Origin of the sequence: Klebsiella sp. BIGb0399 (assembly GCF_003752615.1) — a bacterium.
Taxonomy (GTDB): Bacteria; Pseudomonadota; Gammaproteobacteria; order Enterobacterales; family Enterobacteriaceae; genus Klebsiella; species Klebsiella lignicola.
Genome location: NZ_RKHT01000009.1, coordinates 54,532 through 79,509, shown reverse-complemented (window position 1 = coordinate 79,509; position 24,978 = coordinate 54,532). Strand labels below are relative to the sequence as shown.

22 protein-coding genes are annotated in these 24,978 nt (G+C 59.5%); 4 read left to right on the top strand and 18 right to left on the bottom strand.

Annotation, left to right across the window (positions count from 1 at the left end):
• Nucleotides 1-111: 111 nt before the first annotated feature.
• The 4 genes from gluQRS to thpR all read right to left on the bottom strand — a co-directional run bounded on the left by gluQRS (nt 112) and on the right by thpR (nt 2,929).
• Nucleotides 112-993: a tRNA glutamyl-Q(34) synthetase GluQRS gene (gene gluQRS, locus EDF82_RS21060; protein WP_123757446.1), complete on the bottom strand. Its 882-nt coding sequence runs from the start codon at nt 991-993 to the stop codon at nt 112-114.
• A gap of 63 nt (nt 994-1,056) precedes the next feature.
• Nucleotides 1,057-1,512: an RNA polymerase-binding protein DksA gene (gene dksA / locus EDF82_RS21055; RefSeq protein WP_004858018.1), complete on the bottom strand. Its 456-nt coding sequence runs from the start codon at nt 1,510-1,512 to the stop codon at nt 1,057-1,059.
• A gap of 164 nt (nt 1,513-1,676) precedes the next feature.
• The gene (sfsA, locus tag EDF82_RS21050; RefSeq protein WP_123757445.1) at nt 1,677-2,393 is read right to left on the bottom strand and encodes a DNA/RNA nuclease SfsA; all 717 of its coding nucleotides are present in this window, start codon (nt 2,391-2,393) and stop codon (nt 1,677-1,679) included.
• On the bottom strand, nt 2,393-2,929 hold the full coding sequence (gene thpR / locus EDF82_RS21045) for an RNA 2',3'-cyclic phosphodiesterase (protein ID WP_123757444.1): 537 nt from the start codon (nt 2,927-2,929) through the stop codon (nt 2,393-2,395). Before thpR ends, sfsA begins: the two co-directional genes overlap by 1 nt.
• A gap of 72 nt (nt 2,930-3,001) precedes the next feature.
• Here thpR and hrpB point away from each other — a divergent pair, with 72 nt between their 5' ends.
• Nucleotides 3,002-5,431 (top strand): ATP-dependent helicase HrpB, encoded by a 2,430-nt coding sequence (gene hrpB, locus EDF82_RS21040; protein ID WP_123757443.1) that lies wholly within the window; start codon nt 3,002-3,004, stop codon nt 5,429-5,431.
• 61 nt (nt 5,432-5,492) lie between these two features.
• On the opposite strand, the gene EDF82_RS21035 is transcribed toward hrpB, so the two are convergent.
• The 13 genes from EDF82_RS21035 to gspC are packed head-to-tail and all read right to left on the bottom strand — an operon-like array spanning nt 5,493 to nt 17,166.
• A complete protein-coding gene (locus EDF82_RS21035) occupies nt 5,493-6,290 on the bottom strand; it encodes an A24 family peptidase (protein WP_123757442.1) in 798 nt (265 codons plus the stop codon).
• Between the two features lie 36 nt (nt 6,291-6,326).
• On the bottom strand, nt 6,327-7,046 hold the full coding sequence (locus tag EDF82_RS21030) for a type II secretion system protein N (RefSeq protein WP_123757441.1): 720 nt from the start codon (nt 7,044-7,046) through the stop codon (nt 6,327-6,329).
• On the bottom strand, nt 7,036-7,533 hold the full coding sequence (gspM, locus tag EDF82_RS21025; RefSeq protein ID WP_123757440.1) for a type II secretion system protein GspM: 498 nt from the start codon (nt 7,531-7,533) through the stop codon (nt 7,036-7,038). Before gspM ends, EDF82_RS21030 begins: the two co-directional genes overlap by 11 nt.
• Nucleotides 7,526-8,728 (bottom strand): type II secretion system protein GspL, encoded by a 1,203-nt coding sequence (gspL, locus tag EDF82_RS21020; RefSeq protein ID WP_123757439.1) that lies wholly within the window; start codon nt 8,726-8,728, stop codon nt 7,526-7,528. Before gspL ends, gspM begins: the two co-directional genes overlap by 8 nt.
• Nucleotides 8,715-9,701: a type II secretion system minor pseudopilin GspK gene (gspK, locus tag EDF82_RS21015; RefSeq protein WP_123757438.1), complete on the bottom strand. Its 987-nt coding sequence runs from the start codon at nt 9,699-9,701 to the stop codon at nt 8,715-8,717. The genes gspL and gspK overlap by 14 nt, the downstream gene beginning before the upstream one ends.
• On the bottom strand, nt 9,698-10,297 hold the full coding sequence (gspJ, locus tag EDF82_RS21010) for a type II secretion system minor pseudopilin GspJ (protein ID WP_123757437.1): 600 nt from the start codon (nt 10,295-10,297) through the stop codon (nt 9,698-9,700). Before gspJ ends, gspK begins: the two co-directional genes overlap by 4 nt.
• Nucleotides 10,294-10,659, bottom strand: a complete 366-nt coding sequence (gene gspI, locus EDF82_RS21005) for a type II secretion system minor pseudopilin GspI (RefSeq protein WP_123757436.1) — start codon at nt 10,657-10,659, stop codon at nt 10,294-10,296. Before gspI ends, gspJ begins: the two co-directional genes overlap by 4 nt.
• Nucleotides 10,656-11,174: a type II secretion system minor pseudopilin GspH gene (gene gspH, locus EDF82_RS21000; protein WP_123757435.1), complete on the bottom strand. Its 519-nt coding sequence runs from the start codon at nt 11,172-11,174 to the stop codon at nt 10,656-10,658. The genes gspI and gspH overlap by 4 nt, the downstream gene beginning before the upstream one ends.
• Complete coding sequence (gene gspG, locus EDF82_RS20995; RefSeq protein ID WP_123757434.1) at nt 11,174-11,596, bottom strand: type II secretion system major pseudopilin GspG; 423 nt, start codon at nt 11,594-11,596, stop codon at nt 11,174-11,176. Before gspG ends, gspH begins: the two co-directional genes overlap by 1 nt.
• A gap of 20 nt (nt 11,597-11,616) precedes the next feature.
• Nucleotides 11,617-12,831, bottom strand: a complete 1,215-nt coding sequence (gene gspF, locus EDF82_RS20990) for a type II secretion system inner membrane protein GspF (RefSeq protein ID WP_123757433.1) — start codon at nt 12,829-12,831, stop codon at nt 11,617-11,619.
• 1 nt (nt 12,832) lies between these two features.
• Entirely contained in the window at nt 12,833-14,326 is a 1,494-nt protein-coding gene (gene gspE, locus EDF82_RS20985; protein WP_123757432.1) for a type II secretion system ATPase GspE, read from the bottom strand.
• Nucleotides 14,323-16,278 carry a GspD family T2SS secretin variant PulD gene (gene pulD / locus EDF82_RS20980; protein WP_123757699.1) on the bottom strand — a complete coding sequence of 652 codons (1,956 nt, stop codon included), beginning with the start codon at nt 16,276-16,278 and terminating at the stop codon, nt 14,323-14,325. The genes gspE and pulD overlap by 4 nt, the downstream gene beginning before the upstream one ends.
• Before the next feature lie 27 nt (nt 16,279-16,305).
• Nucleotides 16,306-17,166 carry a type II secretion system protein GspC gene (gene gspC / locus EDF82_RS20975; RefSeq protein ID WP_123757431.1) on the bottom strand — a complete coding sequence of 287 codons (861 nt, stop codon included), beginning with the start codon at nt 17,164-17,166 and terminating at the stop codon, nt 16,306-16,308.
• Nucleotides 17,167-17,455: 289 nt separating this feature from the next.
• Here gspC and pulA point away from each other — a divergent pair, with 289 nt between their 5' ends.
• Nucleotides 17,456-20,737: a pullulanase-type alpha-1,6-glucosidase gene (gene pulA / locus EDF82_RS20970; RefSeq protein ID WP_123757430.1), complete on the top strand. Its 3,282-nt coding sequence runs from the start codon at nt 17,456-17,458 to the stop codon at nt 20,735-20,737.
• Between the two features lie 97 nt (nt 20,738-20,834).
• On the top strand, nt 20,835-21,392 hold the full coding sequence (gene gspB, locus EDF82_RS20965; RefSeq protein ID WP_370453892.1) for a type II secretion system assembly factor GspB: 558 nt from the start codon (nt 20,835-20,837) through the stop codon (nt 21,390-21,392).
• Nucleotides 21,393-21,432: 40 nt separating this feature from the next.
• Here gspB and gspS read toward each other — a convergent pair whose 3' ends face one another.
• Nucleotides 21,433-21,807, bottom strand: a complete 375-nt coding sequence (gene gspS, locus EDF82_RS20960; protein ID WP_123757429.1) for a type II secretion system pilot lipoprotein GspS — start codon at nt 21,805-21,807, stop codon at nt 21,433-21,435.
• Nucleotides 21,808-22,393: 586 nt separating this feature from the next.
• On the opposite strand from gspS, the gene mrcB reads away from it, so the two are divergent.
• Nucleotides 22,394-24,946 (top strand): bifunctional glycosyl transferase/transpeptidase, encoded by a 2,553-nt coding sequence (gene mrcB, locus EDF82_RS20950; RefSeq protein ID WP_123757427.1) that lies wholly within the window; start codon nt 22,394-22,396, stop codon nt 24,944-24,946.
• The last annotated feature ends 32 nt before the right edge of the window (nt 24,947-24,978 follow it).

Below are 24,978 nucleotides of genomic sequence, written 5' to 3'. Positions count from 1 at the left end.
GGAAGGTGGCAAACTTGTGAGTCCCAGCAGCATAGATAACTATGTGATTGGGTGAACAAGTGCAGCCAACGCAGGAGCAACTTGAAAGGCGACGAGAAAAATAGCGGCTAATCATAGCTCAGCAAGAGGCATTTGAGAATGCTGGATTTTTTTCGGGTTCCAGTTCGCCACCGCAAGCTTGAGTAAATCCTCAATACTTAGCGCTCGCCATTCCTGCTCAATATCCTGATTCAGAAACATTAACGCCCGCATTATTTCCGGGCGCGGATCGCCTGCCGGCAGCGCCGGGGCGTGATTTTGTTTGGAGAGTTTACTCCCCTCGGCATTCAGGGCCAGCGGCAGATGCACGTAGTCCGGGGCCTGCCAGCCGAAATGGTGATACAGGGAAATCTGCCGTACCGTCGGTTCGATAAGATCGGCCCCGCGCACGATTTCGCTGACCCCCTGGAAATGATCGTCCACCACCACCGCAAGATTATAGGCGAACAGGCCATCGCGGCGATGGATAATAAAATCTTCGCGCGCCAGCGCTTCATCGGCGACGAGGGTCCCGCGCAGCTGGTCGTAAAAGTCGAGGACCGGTCGCGTCTGGCGTAAACGCAGGGCGGCATTTTGCGGCCCGAGCTGTAAATCCCGGCAGTGGCCATCATAAACGCCGCCAACCTCGTGGATGCGCGCTCGCGTGCAGGTGCAGTAATAGCACAGTCCCTGCTCGTGCAGCCAGGCAAGACGTTCGCGGTAGGCTTCATGACGCTGCGACTGCCACAGCACCTCGCCGTCCCAGTGCAGACCGTAGTGTTCTAACTGATGCAGGATGGTACTGGCGGCGCCGGGGACCTCACGTGGCGGATCGATATCTTCAATACGCACGCGCCAGATTCCGCGTTGAGCACGGGCCTGGAGATAGCTGCCGAGGGCGGCAATCAAAGAGCCGAAGTGAAGTTCGCCGGACGGTGAGGGGGCAAAGCGGCCAATATAGTGTGAGTCATTCATGGGGTGACTATTAAAGCATGTAGGCGGGAGAGACTCCCGCCGGAGATACGATAGCGAAGCGGATTAGCCAGCCATCTGTTTTTCGCGAATTTCCGCCAGCGTTTTGCAGTCGATGCACAAGTCAGCGGTCGGGCGCGCTTCCAGACGGCGAATACCAATCTCAACGCCACAGGATTCGCAGAAGCCAAAATCTTCGTCTTCGACTTTCTTCAGCGTTTTTTCGATCTTTTTGATCAGTTTACGTTCGCGGTCGCGGTTACGCAGTTCCAGGCTGAACTCTTCTTCCTGTGCGGCACGGTCTACCGGGTCCGGGAAGTTTGCAGCTTCATCCTGCATGTGCGATACGGTGCGATCCACTTCATCCCTGAGTTGATTACGCCATGCTTCAAGAATACGCTTGAAGTGCGCCAGCTGGGCTTCGTTCATATACTCTTCGCCTGGCTTCTCTTGATACGGCTCCACCCCAGCGATGGCGAGAATACTCAGGGACGATGTTTTACGGTTTTGCCCTTCTTGCATGTTGCTTCTCCTTAACACGCACTATCGATCCCCATGTTGGGGGAAAAATCAGGCCGCTATAAATAGCAGATGCTTTTCCGGATAGCAATTATGTAAACGTTACACTTGACAACCCTGTGAAGAAAAGCGTATTTGCGCTCGCGACCCGGACATTATTTAGCCGTTTATTTACCGGGGGTTAACACCACGGTAATCGGCTTATTCAGAGTCATCATCTCGGTAGAAAGTTCCGCCTTATAAACGAGAATTTCCACCCCCTTTGTTTGCGCTTCAATCAACAGCTGTGCGTATCTGGCATCAATGTGATGCGCGGGTGAGAAACGGTCAATCGCCGAATGGAGTACGGCGAACAAAATGACTGCCCGGTCGCCTGCCGCCGCCACGCTCATGAGCTCCCGCAGGTGCTTTTGACCGCGTTCGGTGACCGCGTCGGGGAAATAACCGCTTTCTTTATCCGCCAACGTAACCGATTTCACTTCAATATAGCAGTTTTGTCGCGCTTCTGCCTGTAACATAATATCAATACGGCTGTTCTCTTCTCCGTATTTAACTTCACTTTTCAATATGTTATAGCAAGAAAGCTCCGGAATATCCCCGGCCAGGATGGCCTCTTTCGCCAGTATATTCGCGCGTAGTGTATTAACACAAATTATTGCCCCCTGCTGGGTTTGCGTTAATTCCCAGGTATGGGCGTATTTGCGTTTGGGATTATCTGACGTCGAATACCAGACGGTATCGCCGGGGGCCGCGCAGCCGGTCATGGCGCCGGTGTTCGGACAGTGGAGGGTGAGCTCCTGACCCTCGGGGGTCACCACATCCGCCAGAAATCGTTTGTAACGTTTAATCAGGGTGGCGGACTGTAACGGAGGAGTGAACTGCATCAGCTTTCCTTGTTGAAGGGATAACGTTCCAGGGCGGTATAGCGGGTACGTCCGCGCGCAAAACTGGACTCATAGAGAACGAACTCACTGGCGGCAAAGGTCCACGCAAAACCCGGCGGCGGGATCGCTACCGCATGGCGGGCGTCGCGCAGCAGGGTGATATGCGGGTGGAACGGCTGCGGGCTTTGGTAGCAGCCGCTGCGGGCCGCCTGGGCGCGCAGCATGTCCGCCAGCTGCAGCAGACCGCGGGCTGGCCGACGAGGGCCAAGCCAGACGACCCGGGAGCGCAGCCATTGCCCGGCATCGTCGAGGGTGAGTGAAAAGCCCGGCTGCTGGATCCGTCCGGCCATCGCCGCCAGCGCGCGCTGTTTCTCCGCGCTGACCTCTCCCAGAAACGCCAGCGTCAGATGCAGATTGCTGGCCGCGACCGGCCGTCCGGCATCTTCCGCAAAGTGCGCGGCGCGCCACTGCACGATGTGCCGCTGGACCTCTTCGGGCAGTTCAAGGGCGAAAAACAGCCTTTTCGGCTCGGACATGATAGAGACTCGGTTATGAATTATCAGGATGCTACAATGCTTGCCCTCAAATGTTAACCTCCGGAGCCTTTCGTGTCCCCATTGCCGGTCGCCGCCGTCCTTCCTGAACTTCTTATTGCACTGCAGCAGGCGCCGCAGGTGCTGCTTAATGCGCCAACCGGTGCCGGTAAATCAACATGGCTGCCGCTGCAAATTCTTGCCTCGGGCCAGATTGAGGGGCGCATTATCCTGCTGGAGCCCCGGCGCTTAGCCGCTCGCAACGTCGCCCAACGTCTGGCGGAGCTGCTGGATGAGAAGCCCGGCGCGACCGTCGGCTATCGGATGCGAGCGGAAACCTGCGTCGGGCCGGATACGCGTCTGGAGGTGGTCACCGAAGGGATCCTGACGCGGATGATCCAGCACGATCCCGAACTGAGCGGCGTCGGGTTGGTGATCCTCGATGAATTTCACGAACGTAGTCTGCAGGCGGACCTGGCGCTGGCCCTGCTGCTGGATGTTCAGCAGGGGCTGCGCGACGATCTGAAACTGCTGATTATGTCCGCGACGCTGGATAACGATCGCCTGCAGCAGCTGTTACCCCAGGCGCCGACCATCAGCTCTGAAGGGCGGGCGTTCCCGGTGGAAAAACGTTTTCAGGCCCTTGCGGCGCATCAGCGTTTTGATGAGGCGGTGGCGAGCGCGGCCGCCGAATTACTGCGCCAGGAACAGGGTTCGATGCTGCTGTTTCTCCCGGGAGTGGGGGAAATCCAGCGGGTGCAGACGCAGCTGGCCGAGCGGGTGGCCGACGACGTGGTTCTCTGCCCGCTGTACGGCGCGCTGCCGCTGAGTGAACAGCGCAAAGCGATTCTTCCTGCGGCACCAGGCCAGCGCAAGGTGGTGCTGGCGACCAATATCGCTGAAACCAGTTTAACCATCGAGGGGATTCGCCTGGTGGTGGACTGCGCTCAGGAGCGGGTCGCCCGCTTTGACGCCCGAACCGGGTTAACCCGGCTGGTGACCCAGCGTATTAGTCAGGCATCGATGACCCAGCGCGCCGGTCGCGCCGGGCGTCTGGCGCCGGGGATTTGCCTGCATTTAATCGGCAAAGAGCAGGCGGAGCGGGCCGCGGCACAGAGCGAGGCGGAAATCCTGCACAGCGATCTGTCGTCACTGCTGATGGAGCTTCTGCAGTGGGGATGTCGCGATCCCGCCCAGCTCAGCTGGCTCGATCTGCCTCCGGCGGCCAACCTGGCGGCGGCCCGGCGTCTGCTGACGGCGCTGTCGGCGCTGGAGGGGGAAGGGTTATCGGCGCTCGGTCGTAAAATGGCGCGCATAGGCAACGATCCGCGGCTGGCGGCGATCCTCACGGCGGCGAACGATCCTGACGATGCGGCAACCGCGGCGAAGCTGGTGGCGATCCTTGAGGAACCACCGCGCGGCGCAAGCAGCGATCTCGGGGCGGCGTTTGCCCGCCAGCAGCCAAACTGGCAGCAGCGCGCGCAACAATTACTAAAACGGCTCGCCAGCCGCGGCGGGCATCCTGATGCTCAGCGCCTGGCGGCGCTGCTGGCCCCGGCGTTTGCCGACCGTATCGCCCGTCGTCGCGGTCAGGAAGGCCGTTATCAGCTCGCCAATGGTATGGGGGCGATGCTGGACGCCGACGACGCACTGGGACGCCACGAGTGGCTGATTGCCCCGCTGCTGTTGCAGGGCAGCAGCGCGCCGGATGCGCGTATTCTGCTGGCGTTGCCGCTGGATATTAACGTGCTGATGACGCAATGCCCTGGGCTGGCGCAGCAGTCTGATACCGTCGAATGGGACGAGGCGCAAGGCACTCTGAAGGCCTGGCGGCGCACCTGCATTGGACAGCTGGTGATGAAAACGCAGCCGCTGGCGAAACCCTCGGAAGAGGAGCTGCATCAGGCGATGCTCAACGGCATCCGGGATAAAGGCCTGAGCGTACTGCACTGGACCCCGGAAGCGGAGCAATTGCGCCTGCGCCTGCACTGCGCGGCGCAATGGTTGCCTGAGGAAGTGTGGCCCGCGGTGGACGATGCATCGCTGCTGGCGTCGCTTGAAGCGTGGTTGCTGCCCCAGATGAGCGGGGTTCATTCACTGCGGGCGCTGAAGGCGCTGGATGTGCGGCAGGCGCTGCAAAACTGGCTACCCTGGTCGCTGCGTCAGAAGCTGGAGAGCGAACTGCCAACGCATTACACCGTGCCCACCGGCAGCCGGATCGCCATTCGTTATCATGAGGAAAACCCGCCGGCGCTGGCGGTGCGCATGCAGGAGATGTTTGGCGAGGCCACGACCCCGACCATCGCCCAGGGCCGGGTGGCGCTGGTGCTGGAGCTGCTGTCCCCCGCCCAGCGGCCGCTGCAAATCACCCGCGACCTCGGCGCCTTCTGGCAGGGAACCTACCGTGAGGTGCAAAAAGAGATGAAAGGGCGTTACCCCAAACACGTCTGGCCGGACGATCCGGCCAATACGGCACCGACCCGGCGCACCAAAAAATATTCGTAGCCCGGTGTAGCCGGCTAAGCATCGCGCCGGCCGGGAGCATGGCCAATTATTGCCGTAGCGGTTACAGCGTCTGGTTCCACAGGAACAACCCGCTACCGGCCAGCGCCAGCCAGGGGCCGAAGGCCAGCGGCTGATCCAGCGACTGAAGCGTGATTCGGCGTTGCAGTAAGGTCCAGATCAGACCGCTGGCTGATGCGCACAGCAGCGTCTGCGGCAGAAGCTCCCAGCCAGACCACGCGCCGAGTGCGGCCAGCAGCTTAAAATCCCCGTACCCCAGCGCCTCCTTGCCGGTCAGCAGGCGAAACAGCCAGTACACCGTCCACAGCGATAAATAGCCCGCCATGGCGCCGATCACCGCATCGGCAAGCGGAACAAAAGTCCCGTGAAGATTGAAGAGCAGGCCGGCCCACAGCAGCGGCAGCGTCAGGCGATCCGGCAGAAGCTGCGTCTTCCCGTCAATAATCGCCAGCACCAGCAACGTGGAGAGCAGGATCAGCCCTCCCAGTAGCGGCAATCCCGGCGTCAGCAGACCGCCCGCCAGCACAAAGATCAGCCCGCTGGCCAGCTCCGTCAGCGGATAACGGCGAGAAATCGGCTGCTGGCAGCAGCGCGAATGCCCCTTCAGCGAGAGATAGCTCAGCAGGGGAATGTTATCCCGCCAGAGAAGGGGACGCCGGCACTGCGGGCAGAACGAGGCGGGCACGCAGAGGTTGAATCGCGGGTTGTCTTCTTGCTGCATCATCAGCGGTAAACGGTGAATCACCACGTTAAAAAAGCTGCCAAACGTCAGGCCGAAAATAAACAAAAATACGCCCCATACCAGGGGAAACTGCAGCGAAAATGCACTCAATAGCGTCATGATGTCTCCTGGGGGTTACCATTTTCCCTGCAGCTGCTAGGGAATGCGTCCCTGCTCATCCTTGCGTTGATTTTGGCTCATCAGCAGGGCGAGCAGTGCTGGGGTTGACTGGCGTGTCTGAAGCTGGCCGTGAAAGGCGTAGCGTCCGTCGGGACTCAGGGTGCCTTGCCCGCTGAGGCTGAGCTGATGCGAGTCCTGGCTGAGGGTCAGCGCCAGCGCGCCGGCGGGCGTGCAGCGAAATGTACCGCTTACCTTGACCAGCTCCAGTGAACCCGCCGGGGAGCGTAATTGCGCCTGCTGCCACTGCGCGCGGCCTCCGGAGACCTGCTGGCAGCCGGTGTGGTTAAAGCGGCCTTCCGGCAGGTGCAGGGTAATCAGCCCGCTGGCCTCCACCGGCAGCGTCGGCGTCAGCCAGCGTCTGGCGAGGCTGGCCGGCATCGTGAGATGCGCGTTTTGCACTCTCAGCGCCGACAGAGGGGACAGCGAGACCTGGCCGCGTAATCCATCGGGATCGTGAAAGGTGACCCGCCAGCCCGGCAGGCCGGAAGAGAAGGTCAGCGCCCAACTGAGATGATTGAGGCGCACGCCGCGCCAGCTCAACTGCCGGGCTTCACCTTGCCACAAGGTGCCGGAAAGCCCGCGGCTGTTGACCTCCTCTGGTAGTACGAGGGTCATAAGCCAGGCCGGTGCGCTCACCAGCATCCACGCCAGATAGAGCGCCGAAAACAGCAGGCCGAACATGATTTTATTGCTCATGCTGACGCTCCAGGATCAGGGTATTGACCGTCACCCTGCCGGGGCGGGCGGGATCGGCGCTGACCGCCAGGGTCGGGGCGAGGATCCCCTGGCGGGCGAGGAGATCCAGCCAGGCGATCAGCGCCTGAAAGGTGCAGGGCTGGAGCGTCACGTTGACCCGTGCGCCCTGCGGCTGTAGCCGGACGATCGTCAGCGCCTGACTGGTGGCCTCCCGCATGACGACAGCAGATAGCTCTTCGCTGGTCGCCGTGGCCGGAGCGGCTGGTTGTTGGCGGGCGAGCTGCTGGAGTCGCGGTGTTTGCTGCTGCATCCAGCGCAGGCTGGCCTGCTCTTTGGCGAGCGTTTGTTGCCACTGCGCTTCCCGGTTGAGCCAGGGCTGCCAGATAGCAGACCAGATTGTTCCCGCAAGTAACAGCACCCCCATGCCGATCAACAACCCCTGTTCCCGGCGGGTACGCTGTTGCCATAATGCTCGAACATCAGCCATCGTGGCCCTCCAGCGTCAGGCGCCCGTCAATGCCATCGGGGCGGGGCTTCATCTCCCCCGTGCGCACGCGAAATCCCGTCTGCGCGCGGGCGGTGAACTGCTCCAGCGCCCGCGCAGATACGGCGGAAACATCGAGCTGTAGCATGTTGCGGGTGGCGTCCCAGCTCAGCGTCCGCAGTTGGATCCCCGGGGTGTCAGAGACAACATTCTGCAGGGTGCGGATATGGTCAATCAGCGGGGATGCCGTGGTGGTGGTTTCCAGCTGGCGCAGATGCTGCTGCATCTGCAACCGTGGGTTGATGACGTTTTTATCGTGGCTGAACCAGTGGCGATAGAACGCCAGGCTGGCCTCCCGGGCGGCATCCGCCTGGCGGCTAAGGGACAGGTGATCGAGCACCGCGTTGGTGCTCCACAGCAGCGCCAGCGCCACGGTGGCGAACAGGGCCGGGCGCCAGCGTTGAGCGGCAGGCTGCCAGCGACGCTGTGGGGCAAAACGGCCCTGACGCAGGCAGATGCTGCGGGCCGCCGGGTTCGCCGCCGCCAGCGCGAGTAGATCCTGCGGCGCGAGCGGGTGCCACGGGGCGCAGGCCGCGGGGGGCGGAGAGTAGCAGTCGATTGGCGGCAGGGTTTCCCAGCAGGCAAGCAGTTCCGCAAGCCAGCTATCTTCCGCTGCCATTGCGCACCAGGCATCCTGGCGAATCAGCCATTGGCCATCGCTGCGGACCGCGCTCCAGCGATCGGGGTGGTAAGGCAGGGTCAATACATCCGGCGTCAGCGCCAGCAGCGTCAACCCCAGATTGTCGCAGCGGGCCAGCCAGTCAGCCATTTTCTGCCGCGCAATCGCCACCACCGAACAGCGCTCGCGCTGGCGATGGAGCAGGGCGAAGTGGGTCTCTTCGACGTCGGTGGCCAGCTGCTCTTCCAGCAAAAACGGCAATACCTGCAGCGGTGGTTTGCGCAGCCCCGGCGGAAGCGTGAGGTCATGAAAGGCGCAGTCGCTGGCCGGTATCAGTACCCAGGCGGGAACGCGTTCCGCAAGCCTGGGGAGCGTGGCGTCATCGCCGGTGGCGGACCATTCGCCAGCGGCCTCCTGCTGCGGGTCGTCCGGGCAGACCAGCCGCCAGGCGACGGGCGCGTCGGGCGCGGCAAGACGTACAATGAGCATCGCGCGGTGCGCTGTTTTATCGTGATTCATCGGCCATCCTATAGCGTCCATATTGCCGCTGGATAATGCGGAACGTGCGGCCTTCTTTTTGCAGGACGCTACGTTGTTGATACTGGGTGCTGCCCATCGCCACGGTAAAGGCGGCGACAAAGCGCTCGCTGCGAACCGCCAGCCAGGGGCGGGCGGCGGCGGTATCGCTCTGCTGTAAGGCTGGCAGAGCCAGGAAGGCCGCGACGCTGTTCCAGCCGCTCTGCGGACGATCCTGCAACAGCTGCTGCGCCTGCTGAAGATTCACGCCGCTGGGAAACAGCGCCATCAGCAGCCGCGCCTGACCGGGCCTGAGGGTATTGATGTTGATCTGCAGCGCGTCGTCCGGCAGGGCGCACACGTAGGGAAGCAGGCGTTGATATAGCGCGGCGTCCATCCCGTTAAGCAGGCGCAGTTCGCTGACGTCCTGCATCTTCTGGTTAGCGGCAAGGTATCCCGGTGTCCCCGCCATATACACCTCGTCTTCGCCGCCGTTAAGCCGTGGTTCGCGATCGCTGTCGACCCAGTCACCAAGCGCGGCGGTGAGCTGGCGTGCGCGCAGCGGCTCTTCGCCGAGATTCTCCAGCAGGCGGATAAAGGTCGCTGCCGGCCAGGGCGTCTCTTCGCTCTCCTCAGCGTTGTGCTGGTTGATCGCGTTCAGGTTGAAGCAGGCCTGACCGTCGCGGATCGTGGCGCCGATCTCGCCGCCATCGACCGTGAAACGCCGCCCTTCCTGGGCCCAGTTTTGCCCGAGGTGCGTTTGATTGGGAGAGTCCAGCGCGTCACGTTGTAGCAGGGCGGCCGCCATGGTTTCAGCGCCAAGCGCGTACCATTTCGCCTGCAGGTTATCGAGGGTGGTGGCGGTCTGCTGATAGAGTTGCGCCGTTCGCTCGGTGATGGCGCTCGCCAGCACCATCATCAGGGCCAGAATCAGCAGTACCATCAGAAGTGCGACCCCGCGCTGACGGTGATTCATTGGCTGGAACCCTGGGTTATCAGGAACAGACGGGTGATGTCGCCATAGCCGTCCAGCGTCAGGGTCACTTCGAGCCCCTGGGGCAGGCTTTGGGTGTTGTCCCAGCGTTCTTGCCAGCGGCCGCTGGCGTAAAAGCGCAGGCGGAATGCCCGGACGCCCTCCTGCACAACCTCCACCGTCGGTTGCGCGCCGGTCAGCGGATCCTGCTGGTCATAGCTCAGACGCTCAAGGCGCTGCTGACGCAGACGATAGCTGACGTTCTGGATCTCTGAGCGCGCCAGCATTCCCAGCGGGTTCGGCCAGCCGTTGCGGCTGAAGCTTATCGCCCAGTCATCACTGCTGAGCTGGTAACGTCCGGCAAAAAAGAGGCTGCTGCTCTCGCGGCTTCGACGCGCAATGATTTGGTTGATGTCGGAGGACATCTGGCCGAAGGTGTGCTGCAGCGCCTGCATCTGCTGTGTCTTGTCGCGAGTCAGGGTATCCGCGCGGATAACGTTTTGCAGCACCGCCATTGCCGCCACGCTCAGCGCTGCCAGTATCGCCAGCGCCAGCAGCATTTCCACGAGGGTGAAGCCGTGCATCTTGCGTTCGATCATGGCTGAGTCACGTAGGTGCGCAGGGAGGCGATCGGCGTTTTATCACGCTTATCGTGACGGACTTCCACCTCCAGCGCCCGCAGCTGCGGAAGCTCCGTTTCCACCCCTTTCCAGCGGATATGCCAGTTGCTGCCCGCCGCCTGTACCGTGGTTTCTGCGTCACGCAGCGCCGGCCAGTGGTTTTCCAGTTTCAGCTGTACCAGCTGGTTATCCGCAAGCCAGCTGGCGAGGGTTTTCTCTTCCATTCGTCCCAGGTGGCGGGTCTGCTGGAGCGTGGCCTGCATCACGGACAGTCCGGCGAGGGCGAAGACCACCAGCGCCACCATAACTTCAAGGAGCGTCATCCCGGCTTGTGATTTCATGGGGTGTCGTCCTGTTGTGCCGGTTGGACGGCGCCGCGGGCATCGACGGCAATTCCCGCCGTGCCGTCGAGCAGGAGCTGGAACGGCGTCACTTCGCCGCCGGGAAACAGCAGCACATCGGGCTGCTCCCCCGGGGTCCATTGGGCATCATGCGGGAAGACCAGGGTGAGTTTCCCCGCAGCGACCTGACCGGCGGTCGCGACGCGGTCGGCTGGCAGCGGCTGCCAGTGATAACCGGACCAGCGGTTGTCCGAGGTGTTCTCCGGCTCACGTTCATCCTGCGGTTGCAGCAGCATAAACTGCCAGCGGTCAGGGTGAACCGAGATGCCAAAGAACTGCCCGGTCTGCAGCCCGCGCTCGCGGATAACGCGCAGCTGAGTCTGAAAGCGCTCAAGGGTCTGCGTCGCGTCATCGTCGCGCGCCGTCGGAAAGGCCAGCAGCACCATGCTTGCGCTGACGCCCATCAATAGCAAAATGAGCATCATTTCCAGTAACGTGAAGCCGCGCTGTCGCACTATTTTTTCCCGATAGTCCAGTTGCCGATATCGTCATTGGTATCCGGCACGCCGTCAGGGCCGACGCTAAAGACATCGATCTGACCGTGCTGGCCCGGGCTGAGCAACTGATAGTCGTTGCCCCATGGATCCTGAGGCAGACGGCGGATGTATCCCCCTTCCGGATAGTTGCGCGCCTGCGGCTCGGCGGTGGGGCGGCTGACCAGCGCCTGCAGCCCCTGTTCGCTGTTGGGGTAGCGGCTGTTATCCAGCTTGTACATATCCAGCGCCCCCTCCAGCGCCACCAGGTCGCTGACCACCTTCTGGCGGTCCGCTTTTTCTTTGTTGCCCATTAAGTTGGGCACCACCAGGCTGGCAAGAATGCCGAGGATGACAATCACCACCATGATTTCGAGTAACGTGAAGCCGCGCTGCCGTTGCATATTTTTCTCCATTAAGACAATTACATACTCATAAGGGTGTTGAGCTGCAGGATCGGTTGCAGGATCGCCAGAACGATGAACAACACCATTCCGGCCATCACCACCACCAGCAAAGGTTCAAACAGGCTGAGCGCCATCTGTATTTGCGCGCTCAGCTCACGGTCCTGGTTGTCGGCGGCACGTGCCAGCATGCCGTCGAGTTCTCCGCTCTGCTCGCCGCTGGCGACCATGTACCGCATCATGGGCGGGAAGAGGGCGGTCATTTCGAGGGCGCGATGCAGGCTGATACCTTCGCGGACCGCTTCGGTAGCCGCCTCCAGCTGGCGGCGCGCCCAGGCGTTGCTCAGCACTTCCGCACTGATGCGCATCGCCAGCAGCAGCGGAACGGCGCTGGCATTCAGAATGCTTAAGGTTCGGGCGTAGCGGGCGCTGTTGATGCTGCGTGCCACCCGGCCAATCAGCGGCAGGCGCAGCAGCTGTTTGTGCCACAGCAGGCGACGCGCGGGCTGGCGTAGGAGGTAGTGCAACAGCAGGCCGCCGGCGAGCAGGGCCAGCAGCAGCCAGGGGCCGGCGGTACGGACGATATCGCTGAGCGCCATGAGCAATCGGGTGGAGAACGGCAGCGCCTGTTTCAGATGGATGAACTGGTCGACGACTTTGGGTACCACCGTGGAGAGTAAAATAGCGATGACGCTGACGGCGACCAGCGTCAGGACAATGGGGTAGATCATCGCCTGCAGCAGGCGGGCGCGCAGCTGCTGGCGCTGTTCGGTATAGTCCGCCAGACGGTTGAGGACGCCGTCGAGGTGGCCGGAGGTTTCGCCTGCGGCCACCATGGCGCAATACAGCCGATCAAAACACCCCGGATAGCCGCGCATGGCTTCGGCCAGCGAATGGCCTTCCAGGACCTTGCTGCGTACGCCTGCCATCAGGGTTTTGAGGTGCGCTTTTTCGCACTGCTGGGCCACGGCATCCAGCGCTTTCTCTAACGGAATGGCCGCCGCCACCAGGGTGGCCAGTTGACGGGTCAGCAAAGCCAGATCGCTGGCGCTGGTGCGCCTGGTTAACAGCGAGCGGGCAGCGCCTGGCGAGGCGCGTTCAACGGCGTCGATCTCCAGAGGCAACCAGCCTTTATCGCGCAGCAACTGACGCGCATGACGGGCGGAATCGGCCTGCTGTACCCCGCGCTGGGTTTTGCCACGCGAATCGAGGGCCTGATAGCGGAAAATAGCCATCTTAGTCTGCTTCCGTTGTTCGCTGTTCGGTCACCCTGAGCACCTCTTCCCAACTGGTGATACCGGCCAGCGCCTTCGCGCGCCCGGCATCCCGCAGCGTGGTGTAGTCTTCGCCCAGCTGCTGGATCAGCGTGACTTCGTTTTCTCCCCGGTGGATCGCCCTGCGTACGCGGTCGTCAACCCGCAGCAGTTCGTGGATCCCTGTACGGCCGCGATAGCCGGTGAAACTGCATTCCGCGCAGCCCACCGCCCGCCACAGCGGGGTTCCCGGAGGGATCGCCATCTGGCCGGCGGTCTGAGTATCGGCCGGTTGCGGCTGGCGGCAGTGCGGGCAGAGCTGGCGCACCAGCCGTTGCGACATTACCGCCAGCAGCGAGGTCGAGAGTAAAAACGGCTCCACCCCCATATCCTGCAGGCGCGAAATGGCCCCCAGCGCGCTGTTGGTATGGAGGGTGGAAAGCACCAGGTGCCCGGTCAGCGAGGCCTGGACGGCAATTTGTGCCGTCTCGCCATCGCGGATTTCACCGACCAGCACTACGTCTGGGTCCTGACGTAAGATCGCCCGCAGGCCGCGGGCAAAGGTCATCTCCACTTTGGCATTCACCTGAGTCTGGCCAATGCCTTCCAGTTCATATTCGACCGGGTCTTCAATGGTCATGATATTGCGCTCGCGGGCGTCAAGCCGGCTGAGGGCAGCGTACAGAGTGGTGCTCTTGCCTGAGCCGGTCGGGCCGGTGACCAGAATGATGCCGTGCGGACGGGCCATCAGATCGTCGACCTGCTGTAGCAGCGCCGGCGGCATCCCGAGGGTGAGCAGGTCGAGGTTGACGCTGTTTTTATCCAGCAGACGCAATACCACGCGTTCGCCATAGCTGGAGGGCAGCGTTGAGACGCGAACATCGATCGCCCGCCCGCCGATGCGTAGCGCCATTCGTCCATCCTGAGGAATGCGTTTTTCCGCGATATCGAGGCTGGCCATGACTTTTATGCGTGAGATCAGCAGCGCGGCGAGGCGCCGCTGCGGGCGCAGGATCTCACGCAGCACGCCATCCACGCGAAAGCGAATTTGCAGGTGGCGTTCGTAGGTTTCGATATGAATATCTGAGGCTTTCTCTTTGATGGCCTCGGTCAGCATGGCGTTAATCAGGCGGATGATTGGCGCGTCGTCGTCGCTGTCCAGCAGGTCATCGGTATCCGGCAGCTCTTCTGCCAGGGTGTAGAGATCCAGCTCATTGCCGATGTCGGCCATCATGCGCCGGGCTTCCGCTGAGTCACGCTGGTAGCTGAGCACCAGCAGCTTTTCAAACGCTTCGCTGGTGAGGCGCTCGACGATAATCGGGCCGTCGGCCACCCGCCGGGCCTCCAGCAATGCCTGCGCGGAGGTGCCGCTCAGACAGCGGGCCAGGCACGAGACGCCATCGTTTAGCAGCACGATATTGTGGGTGCGGGCATAGGCGAATGGCAGCAGCGGACGAGGTTCGGTTACCGGCATCATGGGGTGCCTCCAAGGTTGAAGGCATCGATGGCGGCGCTGATCTGGCGGAACACCACGGTATCCTGGCGGGGGTAAATCTGCAGTCGCTCTTCGTTCAGCAGGGCCTCGTTGTTCTCTTTGCCGCGTTGTTTGGTCTGGGCTTCGTTAAAGGCCTCGTACTGGCCGGACGAGGCCCGACGGTAGCTATCCCGATCGCGAATGATCGTCGGGCGGATAAACAGCATCAGGTTACGCTTGGAGACTTTCTTGTTGCTGGAGCGGAACAGGGCGCCAATGACCGGAATATCGCCGAGCAGAGGCACCTTATCGGCGGTGTCGGTGACGCTTTTATCCAGCAGCCCACCGACGACCACGGTTTCGCCGCTGCCCACCAGCACCGCATTGTTAACCGTACGGGTGTTGAAGGTGGCGCCCAAATCCGAGCTGGTGCTGGAGGCGGAGTCGGCGACGCTGGACACTTCTTGTTCGATCTCCAGCAGCACCGAGTCGCCTTCGTTGATCTGCGGTTTGACCTTCAGCTTGATGCCGACGGTTTTACGTTCCACGGTGTTGAAGATGTTATCCCCGGAGGTGGTTTGCGAACCACTGAGCACCGGCACTTCCTGGCCGACGTTAAAGGTTGCTTCCATGTTGTCGAGGGTGACGATGCTGGGGGTGGCGAGAATATCGTTTTTGGTGCTGCTGGAGAGTGCGGTCAGCAGCATGGCCCAGTTCCCCTGATAGAACCCGGCGGCGATGCCGTTAAACGAGCTTAAGGCGCTGGACAGCGAACTGGTGAGAGTGCCGTCCTGGTTGTATTGATTGGCCCCGGCGACCACCGTCGAAATGGGCAGACCGCTGTTGGTGAACTGGGTCATGCCGGCATTTTTGTTGCCCCACTGGACTCCCAGATTGAGGCCGTCGGCGTCCTGAACTTCGGCAATGATCGCCTCAACCAGCACCTGCGGGCGGCGAATATCCAGCTGGGTGATAACCCGCTCAAGGTCGTTCATGACGTCCGGTGCGGCGGTGACAATCAGGGCGTTGGTCTGGCTGTGGGCTTTGATAATGATATTTTTATCGAGCGCGGCCACTGGTTTGGCACTCTGCTTTTCGCTTTGTATCGTGCTGCTGATCCCGGTTAATACCTCCACCAGATCGGCTGCTTTGGCGTACTTCAGATAGATAACTTTGGTATTTCCCTGCACCGCCTGCTGGCGGTCGAGTTGCTTAATCATGGCGATGATGCGTTGACGGGAGTTCGGCTCGCCGCTGACCAGCACGGCGTTGGTGCGTTCGTCGGCGACCACGTTTGCCACCATCGAGCCGGGAAGGGCGGATTTGCTGGTGTCTTTGTTCAGCTCGTTGACCAGTTTGACGACGTCGGCCGCCGAGGCCCACGACAGCGGGACCGTCACCACGCTGCGATCGCCGGCATTATCAACGCGCTCTACGATGGTTAACAGGCGCTTGATCACCGCGGCCCGTCCGGTCATCAGCAGGACGTTAGACGGTTCGTAGTGGACCACGCTACCGGCACCGGCGTTATCGTTGAGCTGGCGCAGCAGCGGCGCCAGATCGCGGGCGGCGACGTTGGTCAACGGCACAACCCGGGTCACGACTTCATCCCCTTCACCCGGGGCGGCATCGCTGGCTACCGGTACTGCTGCGGTTTTGGCATCTTTTGAGCGGACCACTTTCAGCACGCCGTTATTCATATTGATAACGGCGAAACCATAGACATCCAGTACGCTAAGGAAAAACTGATAATATTGTTCTTCATTGAGCATATCGTAGCTGCGGACGGTAATTGTCCCGCGTACGTTGGGGTCAATGATCACCGTTTTATTCAGGTTTTTGCTCACCGTATTAATAAATTCCTGAATATCCGTTCCTTTAAAACTGGCGGAAAATTCTTCAGCGCCGGCCGGTCTGAATAACAGCGAGCTGAATATCATCAGGGTGATGAACATCAGGCGGAAAATCGTTGCGTTTGCCAATTATTCATCCCTCAAAGCTAAATAGATATCGTGTCGCTGGCCTTCACGTTCGACGGTAAGTGTTATTTCGTTGAGCTCCGGAAGCTGTTTTAATGCCTGCTGAGCCTGTTGTTTGTCGCGGAGATCAAGACCGTTTAAAGCCACCGCCAGATCGTTTTCATGTAAACCTGATTCACGGAAAAGCGTGGGGTCTTTACCCGGGTTGAGCCGATATCCGCTGAGTTGTTCATTGACCATTACCGCAGAAATATTAAGGTAATTAAGAATACTCTGCGGCTGCTGGCGAATCTGGCTGAGACGTGATGTCTGCGGAGTAGCGGAGGGTGTCGCCGCTTTTTCCGTGGCGTCGTCATTCAATAAAATCGCTTCATTCCGCCCACGGTAATTCACGATAATGCGGTCGGCCAGAATCGCGATAATCCGGGCTTCATTGCCCGGCGTACTGTCGCCAGTCATCAGGCTAACCTGTTGATTCCCTTTAGCCATGATCGCGATCGAGCGCGACGCATCGCTGCTGGTGAGCAGGCCGGTGATCCGCAGCTTAAGCGCGGAGAGCGGGGCCTGTTCGAGGCTGCCGCCAGCGGAAGAGGACGGCGATGTTTGCTCCGCGCGGCCAAACAGCGTGAAGCGCGGTAATTCCGTTTTGGCTGCCGGGAGAATGGTCGTAGGTTCGGCGGTGTCGTTAATCTCAATATCGGGAACGGTGGCCGGGACGATCGCCCGCCAGCTTAATTTAGCCAGCTGTTGGGCGGTCAGTAATAAAATGATGAGCATGACGATTGATGAGGCGTGAGGAATATTTTTTTTATTTATTTTTGTTAACCGCATCACAGAAATATATCTTTTTATTTTGTCGCTCATTTAATTTCCCTCGAGGCAGTACGGTCTCCCTACCTGTATTGGTGGGTGATTTTTTTATATTGCGAGCTGGTATTTCGAGAAACCGAACGGGTCGTCGCGAATCATAATGAGTTTCGCGATCGGGGTCGTCATTCCCTTTTTATTTTTACTCCCCCGGCCGCCTACGCCCCCCCATTAATTGTTAATGGATGATTGAACCGGAGAAAACAAAAATATCTAATTGCGACGCTTCACAGATAAACATCTTTCTTACCCTCCATAAATTATTAAGCATATTAGGGACTATCGAATGCTCAGATATACCTGTAATGCCCTATTCCTTGGCTCGTTGATTTTACTTAGCGGCTGCGATAATAGTTCTTCATCTTCTTCCTCTGGCTCACCTGATAACCCTGGCAATCCTGATAATCAGGATGTCGTTGTCCGTTTACCCGATGTGGCGGTGCCTGGCGAAGCCGCCACGGCGACGGCGAACCAGGCGGTCATCCACCTGGTCGATATCGCGGGTATCACCGGAACGGGCACGGTGGATTACAGCAGTAAGAACCTCTATCTCTGGAATAATGAAACCTGCGACGCGTTAAGCTCGCCAGTTGCCGACTGGAATGACGTCAGCACCACCCCGGCCGGTAGCGATAAATACGGCCCGTACTGGGTTATTCCGCTGAATAAAGAGAGCGGTTGTATCAACGTCATCGTCCGGGATGGCACCAACAAACTGATCGACAGCGATCTGCAGGTCTCGTTTGGTGACTTTACCGATCGTACGGTCTCGGTCATTGCCGGCAGCGGCTCGCTCTACGACTCCCGCGCCGAGGCGTTTCGCGCAGCCTTCGGCGTGGCGCTTGCCGAAGCCCACTGGGTCGATAAAACGACGCTGCTGTGGCCGGCGGGTGAAGATAAACCCATCGTGCGGTTGTACTACAGCCACAGCAGCAAAGTGGCGGCGGATAGCGAAGGGAAATTTACCGACAGCTACCTGAAGCTGACGCCAACCACCATCAGCCAGCAGGTCAGCATGCGCTTCCCGCAGCTTTCCGGCTATGCGGCGTTTAAGTTGCCGGATGACGCCAAAACCGATGAGCTGCTGCAAGGCGAAACCGTGGCGATTGCCGCGGAGGAAGATGGGGTGCTGATCTCTGCCACCCAGGTTCAAACGGCAGGCGTGCTGGATGATACCTATGCGTCGGCAGCCGAAGCGCTGAGCTACGGCGCGCAGATTGAGAGCGGCGGGGTCAATTTCCGCCTGTGGGCGCCGACCGCGCAGCAGGTCGATCTGGTTATCTACAGTGCCGACAAAAAAGTGCTGGCCAGCCATCCGATGACCCGCGACAGCGCCTCCGGCTCCTGGGCGTGGCAGGGCGGCAGCGACCTGAAAGGGGCGTTCTACCGCTATGCGCTGACGGTCTACCATCCGCAGTCGCGGCAGGTTGAGCAGTACGAAGTCACCGACCCGTACTCCCATAGCCTGTCGACGAACTCGGAATACAGTCAGGTCGTTGACCTTAACGACAGCGATCTCAAGCCGGAAGGCTGGGATAGCCTGGCGATGCCTCATGCCCAGAAAACCAAGGCCGACCTCGCCAAAATGACGATCCATGAATCGCATATTCGCGATCTGTCTGCCTGGGATCAGACCGTGCCGGCCGAGCTGCGCGGTAAATATCTCGCGCTCACCGCGCAGGACAGCAATATGGTGCAGCATCTGAAAAAGCTCTCCAGCGCAGGGGTGACCCACGTTGAGCTGCTGCCGGTCTTCGATCTGGCGACGGTTAATGAGTTCAGCGATAAAGTCGCCGATATTCAGCAACCGTTCAGCCATCTGTGCGAGGTGAACAGCGCGGTGAAGAGCAGCGAATTTGCCGGCTATTGCGCAAGCGGTTCCACCGTTGAAGAGGTGCTCAACCAGCTGAAGCAGAACGACAGTCAGGACAATCCGCAGGTGCAGGCTTTGAATACGCTGGTGGCGCAGACGGACTCCTATAACTGGGGTTACGATCCGTTCCACTATACGGTGCCGGAAGGATCGTATGCGACCAACCCGGAAGGAACCACGCGTATTAAAGAGTTCCGCACCATGATTCAGGCGATCAAGCAGGATCTGGGGATGAACGTCATTATGGACGTCGTGTATAACCATACCAATGCTGCGGGGCCAACTGACCGCACATCGGTGCTGGATAAAATTGTCCCCTGGTACTATCAGCGTCTCAACGAAACCACCGGTAGCGTTGAGTCGGCGACCTGCTGCTCGGATTCTGCGCCGGAGCACCGCATGTTTGCCAAGCTGATCGCCGATTCTCTGGCGGTATGGACCACCGACTATAAGATCGACGCCTTCCGTTTCGACTTAATGGGCTACCACCCGAAAGCGCAGATTCTGTCGGCGTGGGATCGCGTGAAAGCGTTAAATCCGGATATCTACTTCTTCGGTGAAGGCTGGGATTCAAGCCAGGGCGACCGCTTTGATATCGCGTCGCAAATCAACCTGAAAGGAACCGGCATCGGGACCTTCTCCGATCGCCTGCGTGACGCGGTGCGTGGCGGTGGTCCATTTGACTCCGGCGATGCGCTGCGTCAGAACCAGGGTATCGGCAGCGGTGCCGGGATCCTGCCTAACGAGCTGACCCAGCAGAGTGAAGACGATGCGCGCCACCTGGCGGATCTGACCCGCCTCGGCATGGCCGGCAACCTCGCCGACTTTATCCTGATTGATAAAGACGGTGCGGTGAAAAAAGGCAGCGAGATTGACTACAACGGCGCGCCTGGCGGCTATGCGGCTGACCCGACGGAAGTGGTTAACTATGTCTCCAAGCATGATAACCAAACCCTGTGGGATATGATCACCTACAAAGCCGCGCAGCAGGCCGATCTGAATACCCGGGTGCGGATGCAGGCGGTATCGCTGGCGACGGTGATGCTGGGTCAGGGGATTGCTTTCGATCAGCAAGGTTCGGAACTGCTGCGCTCGAAATCCTTCACCCGCGATTCCTATGACTCCGGCGATTGGTTTAACCGCGTGGATTACGCGATGCAGGATAATAACTTTAACGTCGGGATGCCGCGCAGCAGCGACGATGGTGATAACTACGACCTGATTTCCCGCGTGAAAGAGATGGTCGCCACGCCGGGCGAGGCGGAACTGCAGCAGATGACCGCTTTCTATCAGGAGCTGACTCAGCTGCGTAAATCCTCCCCGCTGTTTACTTTAGGTGACGGAAGCGCGGTCATGAAGCGCGTTGATTTCCGCAACACCGGACCTGAACAGCTGGCTGGTCTGCTGATCATGACAATCGACGATGGCGTGCAGGCGGGGACGAGCCTTGATAGTCGGGTGGATGGCCTGGTGGTGGCGATTAACGCCGCACCTGAAAGCCGGACTCTCGATGACTTTGCCGGTGAGAATCTGCAACTGAGCGCCATTCAACAGGCGGCTGGTGACGCTTCGCTGGCGAGCGGCGTGGAGATTGCCGCCAATGGCGCGATTACGCTGCCAGCCTGGTCCGTGGTGGTTCTGGAAAAACCGCAGGGCGATGCCCAGGGAACTGGCCTGCCGGTGAGCAGTAAGTAATGCAGTAACCTGGGGGTGGCTTGCAACGTGTTGCAAACTGCGCCAGATAGCCCGGCGATCGTTGCCGGGCTATCGTTTTAGCGATTAAGGAGAGCCTGTGGTCGTGCCTGATGAGAAAACCTGTCGTGTGCCTGCGTTACTGGCGCCTGAGGCGGAGGAACCGCCGCTGGTGGTCGGGCGTATGGTGCAGGTGCCGTACCTGACCGTGCCGGTCTATGCGGTGCTGCTGATTGCCCTCGGCTGGTTTGCGGGCGAGCAGTGGCGCAATACCGCTGTGGCGCCAGCGTTGATGGTGCCGGTGGCGCATGCGGCGCTGGTTCCGATGACACATCCAGCGCCGAAAACGCGTCAGCCGCAGCCGGCTCCGTCACCTGAGAAAACGCCACCACAACCGCAGACGGAGCGCATTGTTGAGGATGATAATCTGCCGGCGCTACGCTACAGCGCACATGTCTACGCCTCATCAGCGGATAAGCGCAGTATCGTGTTAAATGGTCAATCCTGGAAAGAGGGGGAGTCGCCGCTGCCAAACCTGGTGATCGAGCAGATTCAGCAAGATGTCACGCTGTTCAGCTTTAACGGCAAAACGTTCACCCTGGCGGCGTTGGACGACTGGCCAGGAGGCATTATTGAAGAGAGTCCGCAAGGGGAATAAATCGGCGCGAAATAAAAAACAATTTACTTATATCGGCATTTTATTGCTGACGTAGGCTGGCAATAAACGGTGCGAGCTGACGATTAAATTGGTTGCACTTAGTGGTTTCCGGCGTACTGTCCTGCTGGAGTTGTTGGTACATTTGCGTGCTGCGCTGGCTAAGCGTGGCGTAATCAATATTATCCCATCCCCTTTTTTTACCGACATTCCACGCGGCGCGATCGATAGTTTCATCCGCTGGGAGATCGCTTCGGCTGCATTTGTTTTTCAGATAGCGCGCACCGGCCGCCACCGAGGAGAGCTGCTCCAGCTGGGCTTCATTGCTGACGGTGGGACTGAGCGTAGACGAACGGTTCTGCTGGCAACCTGCCAGCGCGCTAATCATCAGAAGCGGAAATATAATGGAAGTTCGCATAATATATTAAACAGGTCAGGTTAACTGGCTGACAGTTTAACAAATATTTCCAGGCTGTCATCAGGAAATATTATTATATATATTTGTTAAGGCGCTCTCATTTTTATCCCTGAATGGCTTAAAGTTTCGCTTTACTTCTGGCCGAATATTACCGGCGACTATCTGAATATAATATTTAACGGCGGCGCCGTTTTTAGCGACCGGCAGCGTCCGGGTGGTATGCCGCGATGATGTACTGCCTGTAATATTTTTATGTTATTAAAAAACATAATATTTTCGATTTTGTCACGCTATGAGGGCGTAAAATGCTGGTTAAGCCAGCTCCGGTTTAGTGCTATCCTGTGTGGCCTGGACTATTCGTGCTATGGCCCTAAATTTTTGTCAGGCGTTGTGCGTAACATGATGATTTATTTTATGAATAATGAAATTAAGGCTTAAGCTTACATCATGACCACGCCGCGATACTGAGCTGGTCGCCTGCAGGTGTAAGCACCCCCGGGCGTGAATTTGAGAGATATCTTCTTCCTCTCTCAAGAGGAAGCATTGAGAATCAGGCTTTTACGCCTGAAAGTTGCGGAGAAAAAGCATGGCGGGAGATGACCGCGAGCCTATCGGACGTAAGGGAAAAGCCCCGCGTCCGGCAAAACAAAAAGTGACTCGTCGTCGGGTTCGGGATGAGGACTATGACGACGATTACGATGATGATTATGAGGACGAAGAGCCAATGCCAAAGAAAGCAAAAGGCAAAGGTAACAAGCCTCGCCGTAAACATACCTGGCTGTGGCTGTTGTTCAAGCTGGGTATCGTCGTGGCGGTACTGGTTGCGGCTTATGGCGTCTATCTCGATCAGAAAATCCGTAGCCGCATCGACGGTAAAGTCTGGGAGCTTCCGGCAGCAGTGTATGGCCGGATGGTTAACCTCGAACCGGATATGCAGGTCAGCAAAAACGAGATGGTGCGTCTGCTGAATGCAACGCAGTATCGTCAGGTCAGTGCCATGACCCGCCCGGGTGAATATACCGTGCAGGCCAACAGCATTGAGATGATCCGCCGTCCGTTTGATTTCCCTGACAGTAAAGAAGGGCAGGTGCGCGCGCGTCTGACCTTTGACGGCGATCGCCTGGAAAAAATCGAGAATATGGAGAACAACCGCCAGTTCGGTTTCTTCCGTCTCGATCCGCGTCTGATCACCATGCTGCAGTCGGCCAATGGCGAACAGCGCCTGTTCGTGAAGCGCAGCGGCTTCCCGGACCTGCTGGTGGATACGCTGCTGGCGACCGAAGACCGTCATTTCTATGAGCATGACGGGATTAGCCTGTACTCGATCGGTCGTGCAGTGCTGGCGAACCTGACCGCAGGACGGACGGTGCAGGGGGCAAGTACCCTGACCCAGCAGCTGGTGAAAAACCTGTTCCTCTCCAGCGAACGTTCGTACTGGCGTAAGGCCAACGAAGCCTACATGGCGCTGATCGTCGATGCCCGTTACAGCAAGGACCGCATCCTTGAACTGTATATGAACGAGGTCTACCTCGGTCAGAGCGGCGACAACGAAATCCGTGGTTTCCCGCTGGCGAGCCTCTACTACTTTGGCCGTCCGGTCGAAGAGCTGAGCCTCGATCAGCAGGCGCTGCTGGTAGGGATGGTGAAAGGGGCGTCGATTTACAACCCATGGCGTAATCCAAAGCTGGCGCTGGAACGACGCAATCTGGTCCTGCGTTTACTGCAGCAGCAGAATGTTATCGACCAGGAACTGTATGACATGCTGAGCGCGCGTCCGTTGGGCGTGCAGCCGCGTGGCGGGGTGATCTCTCCGCAGCCGGCCTTTATGCAGATGGTGCGTCAGGAGCTGCAGGCGAAGCTGGGCGATAAGGTGAAAGATCTCTCCGGCGTGAAGATCTTTACCACCTTTGACTCGGTGGCGCAGGATGCGGCAGAAAAAGCGGCGATCGACGGTATTCCGGCATTGAAAAAGCAGCGTAAGCTGCCGGATCTGGAAACCGCGATGGTGGTGGTTGACCGCTTTACCGGTGAAGTCCGGGCGATGGTCGGCGGTGCGGAGCCGCAGTTTGCCGGCTATAACCGTGCGATGCAGGCGCGTCGTTCGATCGGTTCTCTGGCGAAGCCGGCGACCTATCTGACGGCATTAAGCCAGCCGAATCAGTATCGTCTGAACACCTCGATTGCTGATGCGCCGATTACCATTCGTCTGCCAAACGGCCAGACCTGGTCTCCGCAGAACGACGATCGTCGTTTCAGCGGCCAGGTCATGCTGGTGGACGCGCTGACGCGCTCGATGAACGTCCCGACCGTGAATCTGGGGATGGCGCTGGGCTTACCGGCGATCACCGATACCTGGGTCAAACTGGGGGTACCGAAAGAGCAGCTTAACCCGGTACCGGCGATGATTCTGGGGGCGCTGAACCTGACGCCAATCGAAGTCGCCCAGGCGTTCCAGACGATCGCCAGCGGCGGTAACCGCGCGACGCTTTCAGCGCTGCGTTCGGTCATCGCGGAAGACGGCACCGTACTGTACCAGAGCTATCCGCAGGCAGAACGCGCGGTACCGGCTCAGGCGGCGTACATGACGCTGTGGACCATGCAGCAGGTTGTCCAGCGCGGGACCGGTCGTCAACTTGGCGCGAAGTATCCTGGCCTGCACCTGGCAGGGAAAACCGGGACCACCAACAATAACGTCGATACCTGGTTTGCCGGCATCGACGGAAGTCAGGTGACGATTACCTGGGTGGGACGCGATAACAACCAGCCGACCAAGCTGTACGGCGCCAGCGGCGCAATGTCGATTTACCAGCGCTATCTGGCCAATCAGACGCCGACGCCGTTGACGCTGACGGCGCCGGAAGATGTGGTTGATATGGGTGTCGACAGCAGCGGTAACTTCCTGTGCAGCGGTGGGGTCCGTTCGCTTCCGGTCTGGACCACTACGCCGGATGCGTTGTGCCGCCAGGGCGAGCAGATGCAACAGCAGCAGCTGGAGCAACAGCAGCAGAACAATCCGTTTAATCAGTCCGGACAGCAGCAACAGCAGCAGCCGGCAACACAGCAGCAGCAACAGCCGCCGAAGCAGGAAAAGAGCGATGGTGTAGCGGGCTGGATTAAGGACATGTTCGGCAGCAACTGATTGTCCGCCTGACCAGGCCCTCTGATGCGAAA